This is a genomic window from Chloroherpetonaceae bacterium, assembly GCA_025056565.1.
Taxonomy (GTDB): Bacteria; Bacteroidota; Chlorobiia; order Chlorobiales; family Thermochlorobacteraceae; genus Thermochlorobacter.
The window spans coordinates 103,408-114,220 of sequence record JANWWA010000010.1 but is presented as its reverse complement, the minus strand read 5'-3'; the positions used below and the strand labels follow the sequence as shown (position 1 = coordinate 114,220).

Genomic DNA, 10,813 nt, shown 5'->3' with positions numbered 1-10,813 from the left:
CCTTCGCTGCCATTCTTTTGGGTGCGGGGGTCATTTGTCTTGCCATTGCTGCTTTTTTGCTCCGCTAACGCAGCGTCTTGGCTTTCAAGCACCGAGCATCAGGGCGAAGTAGCGCACATTGCACAAAACCAGAGATTTTGAGGGCTCTTCCCGATACTTGCTTTGACTTGCACAAGAGGGCACATCACAGCTCTGCCTCGACTTTTTGCAGCTCGCTATCGAAGACGCGAAACATAATTTTGTGCTGTTCATCAGGTCGCTCGTAGCCCCAAATCATGGCTAATTCTTCCAGCTCCGTCTCCATACTAAATCGCTGCGATTCACCTAGATAGACTTCACTTGCACCCAACTCTTTAGCCGTACGCACAATGCTGAAAAAGGCATTGTAGCCGGGCACAATGATAGGAATCACCGGCTTGCCGTATTCTTCGGCAAGGTTGACGACTTCGGTAAAAAGTTTGCGTTCCTCGCTTGTCATCTCCGTGTTGAACGAAGCGATGCTGCCCTTTTGCATCACACGCACAGTCATCACGATAATGTCCGTTGTGTCTGTGTCCGTTACTTCCAGGCACTTATCCAAGTGCTCCAAATTGGTGTATCGCTTTACTGCGACCAGTACCCGACGCGGTTTCTCTGAGCCAATTGATTCTGGCGTAATAGACCAGCCATTTTCTTGATTGAACTTTTCCAGCGTCTCTAAGTCTTCCGCTGAGAGCTCTCTCTGCTGCTTTAAGCGACGCAATTTTGCTTGTCGATTCAGTCGCTCTGAGACACTGAACAAGATGAGAAAGAAAATCGTAAAGAGCACGCCCGACACCGTTGCTACCGACTTCGTAAATAGATTCGCCACTGCTACCGTAAGCAGCACTAGTAGCACCAGTAGAATCCCCACAGGAAATTCCACATCGCCAATTTTGATGTTGAGCGGCACCTTAAACTCTCTTGGGCGCCGGTCTTTGAAACGCAGCGCCAGCATTGAAAATGCATTGAAGACAAAACTCCAGATTACGCCAAATGCGTAGGCTTCCCCTAACACATAGACATCGCCACGACTCAGCACCACCGTCGTTAGTTGAAATAGCGCAATCATATTGATCATTCGGTAGCTGGTGCCATAGACAGGGTGCGGCTTGCGAAACCAGTCTGCTAAAATGCCGTCCTCTGCGACACGATTCAGCACGCCATTTGCACCGACAAATGACGTATTCACTGCGCTTGAGAGAATCAAAAAGCCAACCAGCACCACAAATGCTTGCAAGCCCAGTCGCACCGATTCGGGCGCTTCTACATGCATCGCCAAGCCTGAGAGCAAATTATCTGCATACTGTGTCACACGCACCTCGTCAGGGATAATCATCACGGCAAGGAAAGAGAACACACCCGTAAAGGTTACACTAAAAATTAAGATTGCAACGGCTGCTCGCTTGAGGTTTGAGAGTTTTGGCGCTGCGATTTCGCGATAGACCTGCGCCAAAGACTCCTCACCTGACATTGCCAGCATAGAGTGCCCTAATGCAATCACAATGCCAATCAGCCCCAATGTCTTGCCAGAAAGTAACTGCTCACCCAGCTTCGTGTGGGTCAGAAATCCTAGCGACTCTTCATTGAAGGAAATGAGAAACCGCGGCCACTCTACGCCTCGCACATAGAGCGTGTAGCCACACCACACCAGCATCACTATAATCATTACCCCTGTGATTTGAATAATGCGCAGTGCAGCGGTCGATGATTCCGTAATCCCTTTGGTGTTCACCCACCAGAAGTATGTAATGATTGCAATCGCAAATGCTTGTGAGGAAAAATGCACATCAATTGCGGCATGAATCCCCAGTTTCGGAAGGAAGCTATTTATCAAACCAGAGAGGTATTGTCCTGCGGATACTGAGCTGATTGGACCTGTAAGGACATAGTCAAACATTAGGGCGGAGACAGCCACCTTCGCAAAACCCTCGCCCAGCACATTACGCACCACCCGATACACTCCGCCGCGCGTGAAAATGGAGCACGACTCAATGTAGACGAGGCGCACCGCAAAGGCAAACAGCATCACGCCAAAGATGAAATACGGGGCGGCTTCGCCAATTGCCCGCTCAGTGATGCCTCCGATGTAATACGCCGTAGAGGCTAAATCACCTAATACAATCGCTGCCGCACGCCAAAAAGAGATAAATGACAGCATTACCGATGTTACAACGACCACTTTGACTTGACCATCGGTTGCTGGTGATGAAACCGCTGGCTGCGGCGGCACAGCGTGATTCAAAGTTGGCTCGGGCTCGTTTGAAGCACGATTACTGCTTGCGTCCATAGCAATCAGCGCGATGCTTTACCTGCCGCTGGCTGCTCACTGTCCCCACTCCTATTGCCCACTGACCAGCGACGCATCGCTTGTTAGTTAAGTTCAAAGCGCCTCAAATATAAAAAGCTCTACCTAAGCCACAAAGAAAGGTGTGAGCGCAACTGGGATACAACGCTGCAGTGCTGCCATGCCAAGCAAGGGCGCTCCCCTTAGTTTCTCATCTGCACGGCTACTTGACCCTTCAATGAGAAGAACATACTACCCACAAGTTTATCCTCTGATGACACCCCCCAACTGCTGCACTCTGCTCCCGATTCTGACTGAGGGCCAGCTTGTCTCTCCTCTCTTCAGAGAAGATGGGCTGCGGCTATTACGCCTTGCCACTACTCTTAGGTTTTAGCTATGCCTAATTTGGCATAATATACTTTTGAGAGAAATTGCTATATTTTCCTATCAACAAAACAACCTTCTCTAAGGAGGGCTTTTTTGAATCACAAATAACCCAACCATTACTATGAAGCACTGCAGGAAAAATTACGTCTTACTGCTGCCACTGTTTTTCTTTGCCCTTCTCGCCCAAGCCCAAGAGAATCCATTTTACTACTACAAAGGGCAGAAAATGTATCTCTCGCCCCTGACCTCTGAGGTGATGGTAAAATATCGTGAATCCGTTCCAGCCAGTCAGAAGGCGAGAGTTGGACAGCTTTCACGTCGGCTAGCCTCCGTGCTGATGGAGCCCAAAGAAACGGACATTTCTGCCTACAATACTGTGCGTTATACCTTGCAGCCCAATCAGCGCAACCAACGCACAATGGACGAGGTGATTGCAGAACTAAAGCGCAATCCCGATGTTGAGTCTGTCTATCCAGCTTACCAAGCCGCTTCCGGAGATACGGTATGGGTGACCAACGAAATTGTCTTCTCTCCTAAAACACCTGATGACCCTGCAGTAACAGCTCTGCTACGCAAAGTTGGGGTCTCCATCTTTGCACGCTACGAACTTGGTGACCAAGAGCAGTTCTATGCAAAAGTTGACCCCAGCGCCAATGTGTTTGAGATTGCCAACCTGTTGCAAGAAAGCCAGCTCTTTAACTATGCCGAGCCCAACTTCACGATGCGTGGGTATCTCCATCAAGAAACTCCAAAGCAAAAGACACCTGACAAGACTGACCCGTTAATGCTTCTGGAGCGCAGCAAAGACCTTAGCCCAGAGGAGCGTGTGCGCATAAAGAAAGAAATGCTGCGCCAAGCTGGTTACGAAATTCATGAATCCCCCTCAGCTGTTCCAGCTCCTCGTGACCGTGCAGTGCTGCCAACTGCCGACCTTAGAGAGGAAACGATGGCTGGCATCGCTCGTAGCATTGCCGATGAGACGCGCACGATTCCAGATGTGTCTGAACCTGATGCCCCTCGCCAAAAAGCCCCAAAGCCGCAAGCTGAACCTCGCCCTGACTACTCCAGCCTGATGCAGGTCAGCGACCCACTGTTTCCACAGCAGTGGTGGCTGAATAACACGGGTCAGACCGGTGGCGTCTTAGGTGCTGACATTAATGCGTTGGGTGCATGGGCTCTGACCTTTGGAAATTCGACCATTGTCGTCGGCATTACCGATGCAGGGGGTTATGACCTCGACCACCCTGAATTGGTTGGCAAAATCGTAGATTCATACCGCACCTTTGATGAAGCCAACCCTGCTCTGCCTAGAAATGCCGACTCCAATCACGGCACGCCGTGCGCTGGTATTATCGGCGCTCGAACGGATAACGGATTTTTGGTTGCCAGCGGTGCACCAAATGTGCGATTGCTGCTTATTGACATTGCTTCAACTGCACCGACTGGCGGTTCGTTCAACTTTACGCAACTGGACATTACCCGTATGGCCACACGGGTGATTAACACGCCCGGTGTAGTTGCGCTTTCTAACAGCTGGGGCGGTGGCGTACCCAGTGCTGCGCAAGAAGCCAGTTTCAATGCAGTACGCTCACAGTCTCGGGGTCGCTTGGGGGCAGTCGTGCTCTTTTCAGCAGGGAACGGCGGCACAAGCACCGTTGGATATCCCGCTCGTGCAGCCAATATGATTGCAGTCGGCTCTTCGACGCACACTGACACCCGCGCTTCTTATTCGCAGTTTGGCACTGACTTGGACATCGTTGCGCCCGGCGACTTTAGTGGCATCGCCACAGGGATTTTAACGATTGACCGCCAAGGCACTGCTGGCTATAGCACGGGCGATGTGACCTTCTTTGGCGGCACTTCTGCTTCTTGCCCTATTGCGGCAAGCGTTGTGGGAATGATTGCCTCAGTGCGTCCATCACTTCGCGTGGAGCAACTGGAAGCGATTCTGCAATCCACGACAGACAAAGCTGGCTTCTATAGCTATGCGAGCCTGCCTGACCGTCCTTTTGGCACTTGGAACATAGAGATGGGTTATGGCAGAGTGAATGCGCGCAAGGCAATCTTAGCAGCGCTTGGCTTTCTTATCAACATTACTGAGCCTGCTACTGCCGTCCTGAAAGGTCAACCGACTACAATTCGCTGGTCTGTCGTTGGTAATTTAGATGTCCCAATCAGTATTGACTTGCTGCGTGGTCGCTCAGCTGTGCTTGAGATCGCAAGCAATCTGCCTGCTTCTACGCGCAGCTTTACCTTTACGCCTCCAACTTCTTTGCCAGATGGTAATGACTATGCGATTCGCATTCGTGCTGGCGTCGTCACCGAAATTGGTCGTCCCTTTGCACTGGTACGCTCTGTTTTGCTCTACACACCCGAGGACGTGCAAATCATTCAAGGCACATACTCAGACTTAGGAAGCAGTGGAGACGCTATCTCCGTTGCGAACAATGATGACGCCAATTCAGCTCCACAGAACATTGGCTTTCCCTTCAACTTCAATGGTACAACGTTCACGCAGTTTGTTTTGAACACTAATGGCTTCATTAAACTGGGTAATGCCCCACCCTCTCGCGCCAATCTTTTCATTACGGATCCAGCTGATGAAGATGGGAACGGTGGGGCCTTGACTAGCACACATCCTGCTGACATCAACATTCTCTCCGTGATGAACCACGACTTGGAAGGCGGAACTCTGCCAGCAGAGTATCGCGTGCATACTGTTGGTACAGCTCCCAATCGTGTCTGTATCATTCAGTTCAAAAACGTGCGCGATAAAGCGAAGTTTTCGACGTTGCTTAACCAGAATCACCCAGAGCAGTATAACAATATGAATTTTCAGATTCGGCTGTATGAAAATGGCATCATTGAGTTCGTGTATGGAACTTTCAGCCCGTCTTCAAACCCAGCATTGTTTAAGGCTTTTGGAGTAGGTATTAAGCATTTGGATGCCTCAGTTTTGCAAACCACGATTGCACGAAAAACTTCTGCAGTCGCATGGACCGGTCCTACTTTCCGTCGTGGCACAGGCTCACTTTCGACTTTCAATCATCGCAACAATGTTCTACCCACTGCCGGAATCACCTACCGCTTTGTTCCGCGCCGCCCAGTTACGCAGTTTGCTATTACTAACATCACGCCTGCATCACCGATTGCAAATGTTGGCTTCAGCGCAACCGTAGAACTAAGGGATGCGTTTGGCGTTCCGCAAGCCGCTACTACACCTGTTACCGTTACTATCGACACCAGACCTGCGGCTGGAACGGGCACAGTGAGTGGCAACCGCACGGTTACGATTCCTGTGGGTCAGCGAACAGGCACGATTTCTGGCTTGATTTATAACCGTGTGGAAAATGGTGTGCGTCTTCGTGCCACCGCAACTGGCTTGCCGAGTGTCACCAGCGCCCCCTTCAATGTAGTTCCACCGCCTGTTGGCTTGGCTAATGTGGACTTCGTGCCAACGGAGTTCCCGCCCACTGGTTGGGAGATTTTTAACCCTGACAATAGCATCACATGGACACGCAACGCCACTGGACGCACTAACCCTGGCTCTGCTTTTATCAACTTCTACACTTACTCAGCAAGGGGGCAGTTTGACGCACTCATTAGCACACCTTTCACTGTGCCGTCTGGTGCATTCCTGCGCTTCGATGTCGCATATGCTGTCTATCCTGGCTACGCTGATACGCTAGAAATTCGTGTCTCTACGGACGGCGGGCGGACATACCCAAATGTAATTTACTACAAGGGTGGAAACGACTTAGCCACACGACCCTCGACTACATCTTCATTTGTGCCTACTGCAACAGAGTGGCGCACAGAGTGGATTGACCTTAGTGCCTTTGCAGGTCGCACAGTGCGCATCGCCTTCATTGGCGTCAATGACTTTGGAAATAACTTGTATCTGGACAATATCGCTACAGCAGTACCAGCCCCACCCACGCAACTAGCATTTGTTGCAGTGCCGACTGCACCGATTCCAGTTGGAGCACCGTTCAGCGTGAGTGTAGAACTGAGGGATAACACAGGCTCAGCTACAATATCTAACACCCCTGTAGCAGTAACCCTTTCGCGGGCTACGGGTACGGGCACTTTCGGGGGCACGCTCACAGGCACAATTCCTGCAGGTCAAACGCAAGTTACAATTAGTGGTATCACCTACAACCAAGTTGGTTCGGCTTCACTGCTTGCGAGCGCCTCTGGGTTAGCTTCAGCGACTAGCCCAACTCTCAGCTTTGTCGGCACTGTGTCGAGTGTCTACACCCGCTCCTCTGCATCTACCACATACACACCGATTACGACAACACCAATTTCTTTCTCGAACCCTGACGATGGAGTGGTCACTGTTGCGCTGCCCTTCAGCTTCAACTACTTGGGCACGAGCTACACGAGCCTTAATATCTGCACAAACGGCTTTGTGAATTTCGGAACTGCTTCTACATCTTACTTCAATGAAAATCTATTCACAACGTCTGCTCCATTTAACGTCCTTGCTCCATGGTGGGACGATTTGCTTGTCGATGCCTCACCCACCTCAGCGGTCAGAACTGCGGTCTCTGGCACCGCCCCTAATCGTGTTGTCATTATTCAATTCGAGAATGTGCGTGACTACTATAATGCACCACCAGCAACAGCGCTCCGTCTAAACTTCCAAATCCGACTCTATGAAACCAGCAATGTCATAGAGTTCATCTACGGCCCGACCAACGGACAGCCTGCTAATTCATCCTCGTCCGCTTCAATTGGCATCAAAGGACCAGTTGGAGGGCCGGGTGACTTTATGGACGGCGTAACAGGCTCGACGACCACGGGGGTTAGCAACCGCTCATCTGCTGCCTTCCCGACAAGCGGCACCATCTACCGATTTACCTCGTCCATCATCGGCACAGTAGCTACAGCTCGCGTTGTGCCTGCTGTCAATCACGCTGCGCCGAGCACAATGGTCTTTGACGGCACGAATCTCACCATTCGAGCAAATGTGCTGGCTGCTGCGCCTATTACCGTAGAGTATATCCAAGCTGCCCCAAGTGGTGGCGCTCTGCCTAGTGGGATTGTCGTGCTAAGCCAATACTACTGGCGTGTGCTCAATGGTGGCGCTACCATTCAGAACGCCACCGTTAGCGTGCCTCTCTCGGCATTGCAAGGCGTGCTGAATAGCGCTTCAATTCGCTGGCTTGGACGCACGACACCAAATGGCGATTGGCAAGACCTTGGCGGCACAGTCATCAATGGTCATTTTGTGAGCACGGTGCCTGTTAACGACTTCTTTGAATTGGCTATCGGCAGCCGCGACTTTGCGAATGCCTTGCCTGTTGAACTCGCCTCATTCACTGCAGTGCCAGATGCTCGCGGTGTCAAGCTCGAGTGGACAACCGCCTCTGAGAAAAACAATGCTGGCTTCGAAGTCGAGCGTCTCCTAAAACGCGCTGGTCAAGATGCAGCTGTGTGGGAGAAAATTGGCTTCGTCAAGGGCAAAGGCACAACCACTGAAGCCCAGTCCTACTCTTTCGTAGATAGAACCGCCTCTGGCACGGTGCAGTATCGCCTTAGGCAAATTGACTTTGACGGTACATTTGAATACAGCCCCATCGTTGAAGTGGATGCGGGCTTGCCACGCACCTTTGAACTGGCACAAAATTATCCAAACCCATTCAACCCCAGCACGGCAATTAGCTACCAGCTGCCAACCGCTACGAATGTAGTGCTGAAAGTTTATGATATGCTGGGTCGTGAGGTCGCCACGCTGGTCAACGCACGCCAAGAGGCAGGTCGGTATCAGGTTACCTTTAACGCCACGAACCTTGCCAGTGGCATTTACTTCTACCGCCTGCAGGCTGGCAGCTTCGTGGAGACAAAGAAAATGATGTTAGTTAAGTAAATCAGGCTGCCGTGGTGTAAGAAAGGGGCTTCTTTTTGAAGCCCCTTCTTGTTTTCGATGCAGCAAAGTCGTCTTCACTCCAGCATTTGCATAAATTCTTGCTCGGAGAGAACCCTAATTCCGAGCTCCTTTGCTTTTGCTAGTTTTGAGCCAGCTTCTTCTCCTGCTACGACATAGTCCGTTTTTTTACTGACCGAACTTGCTACTTTGCCACCCCGTTCCAGCACCATTCTCGTGGCTTCATCACGCGTTACAGACAGCGCACCTGTAAAGACAAACGTTTTGCCAGCGATTTTTTCACTGACCACCTTGGGCACTTGTGCTTGGTCAGCTTGCAAACGGACTCCTGCTTTCGCCAGCTTCTCAATTAGTCTCTTTGTGCTTTCTCTTCGGAAGAAGTTATAGACACTTTCTGCAATTACGCTTCCCACATCTTCCACAGCCTCTAACTCTGCTTGCGATGCCTCTTGCAGTGCTGCAATTGAAGGAAATCGCTGAGCTAAGGCTCTGGCAGTTGCCACTCCTACATGGCGAATGCCCAAGGCGTAGATGAGACGGTCAAAGCTGCGGGACTTGCTTTGCTCAATCGCATCTAAAAGGTTCTGAGCTGATTTTTCGCCAAATCGCTCCAGTGTAATGAGTCGGGCTTTTTCCAGAAAGTAAAGGTCGCCTGCATCTTCAATCAGTCCTTCTTTGAGCAATTGTCGCACAATTGCCTCGCCCAGATTTTCAATATCCATCGCATTGCGAGAGGCGTAGTGCAGAATGCGTCCGCGCACTTGTGCAGGGCAGTGTTCTTCATTCGGGCAGTATAGCGCGACTTCGTCAGGCGGCTGAACAAGCGGCGTGCCACACTCAGGGCAATGCGTCGGTGCTGCGATTGGCACCGCATTCACAGGGCGCTTTTCTGGAATGGCGCGCACCACTTTCGGAATCACATCACCTGACTTTTCCAATACCACCGTATCGCCGATGTAGAGGTCAAGGCGCTTAATTTCTTCAAGGTTGTGCAACGTTGAGCGTGCAATGGTTGAGCCTGCTAAGCGCACCGGTTGCAATTCTGCAACTGGCGTCACTGCACCTGTTCGCCCAACTTGGAACGTGACGCCTAAGAGTGTGGTTTCAGCTTGCCGCGCCGAAAATTTATAGGCAATTGCCCAGCGTGGGGCTTTAAGCGTCTCACCGAGTAGAGTGCGATGCCGAAGGTCATTGAGCTTGAGCACAGCGCCATCAATTTCAAAGGGCAAGCTATCACGCTGCGTCTCCCACTTGTCTAAAAAGGCTTGAATATCCCCCATTGAGCGGCAGCGCACTGCTCCTTCAGCAAGGTAAAAGCCTAACTCTTGCAGGAGTTCCAGCCGCTCAAAGTGCGTTACGCTGTCTGGCAGTGCCTCACTATCAAGCTGATAGGCGATGAAGGTCAGTGGTCGCTTTGCCACCTCACGGCTATCTTGTTGCTTCAAGGTACCTGCTGCCGCATTACGTGGGTTTGCAAAAAGCGGTTCGCCTGTTTCTGCACGCTGCGCATTAAGCTTTTCGAAGTCGCGTTTTAGCATTACGACTTCACCGCGCACCTCCACTTCTGTCGAGAGAAGCGTCTCTGCAAGTGCCGAGCGACTGCTGCGACGCAACCGCAGTGGAATGGTTGGAATAGTTTTCAGATTTTGCGTAATGTCATCGCCGACCACCCCGTCACCACGTGTTGCACCCTGCACAAAGAGGCCCTCACGATAGGTTAGGCTAATCGCCACACCATCGTATTTCAGCTCAGCTGTCATCTCGAACTCCTTGATGCCTTCACTTGCTAAGCCTTTGACCACGCGTTCATAGAACTCTTGCAGCTCACTGGGAGAATAAGTGTTCGATAGCGACAGCATTCGGCGTTTGTGCACAACGGTGGGAAATTCTTTCGTGATCGTGCCACCTACACGCTGGGACGGGCTATCAGGCGTAATTAGCTCAGGGAACTTGGTTTCCAGCTCAATGAGCCGTTCCATCAGCTTATCAAATTCATAGTCGGAAATTGTAGGCTGCGCCAGCACATAGTAGTTGTAGTTGTGCTGCTCGATTTCAGCGCGCAACCTAAGGATTTCTTTCTGTGCGTCGTCCTTGCTCATTTGTGGTGCGGGTTTTAACTGCGCAAGAAACTTAATCCAGCATAATGCGCCAGCCTTTGGAGGGTGGCAAAAATCCTCAGTGTGCACAATTTGGCAGAAAGTTCGCTTCCTGTTCTGGTGCCTTGAACT

At 51.1% G+C, this 10,813-nt stretch carries 3 protein-coding genes; 1 reads left to right on the top strand and 2 read right to left on the bottom strand.

Annotation, left to right across the window (positions count from 1 at the left end; genetic code table 11):
• Nucleotides 1–184: 184 nt before the first annotated feature.
• Nucleotides 185–2,308, bottom strand: coding sequence for an APC family permease (locus tag NZM05_09010; protein ID MCS7013749.1), 2,124 nt, complete (start codon nucleotides 2,306–2,308; stop codon nucleotides 185–187).
• A gap of 505 nt (nucleotides 2,309–2,813) precedes the next feature.
• Between NZM05_09010 and NZM05_09005 the strand changes: the two genes are divergently transcribed.
• Entirely contained in the window at nucleotides 2,814–8,567 is a 5,754-nt protein-coding gene (locus NZM05_09005) for a S8 family serine peptidase (GenBank protein MCS7013748.1), read from the top strand.
• 74 nt (nucleotides 8,568–8,641) lie between these two features.
• Here the strand turns inward: NZM05_09005 and ligA are convergent, their stop codons facing one another.
• Nucleotides 8,642–10,684: an NAD-dependent DNA ligase LigA gene (ligA, locus tag NZM05_09000; GenBank protein MCS7013747.1), complete on the bottom strand. Its 2,043-nt coding sequence runs from the start codon at nucleotides 10,682–10,684 to the stop codon at nucleotides 8,642–8,644.
• Nucleotides 10,685–10,813 lie beyond the last annotated feature (129 nt).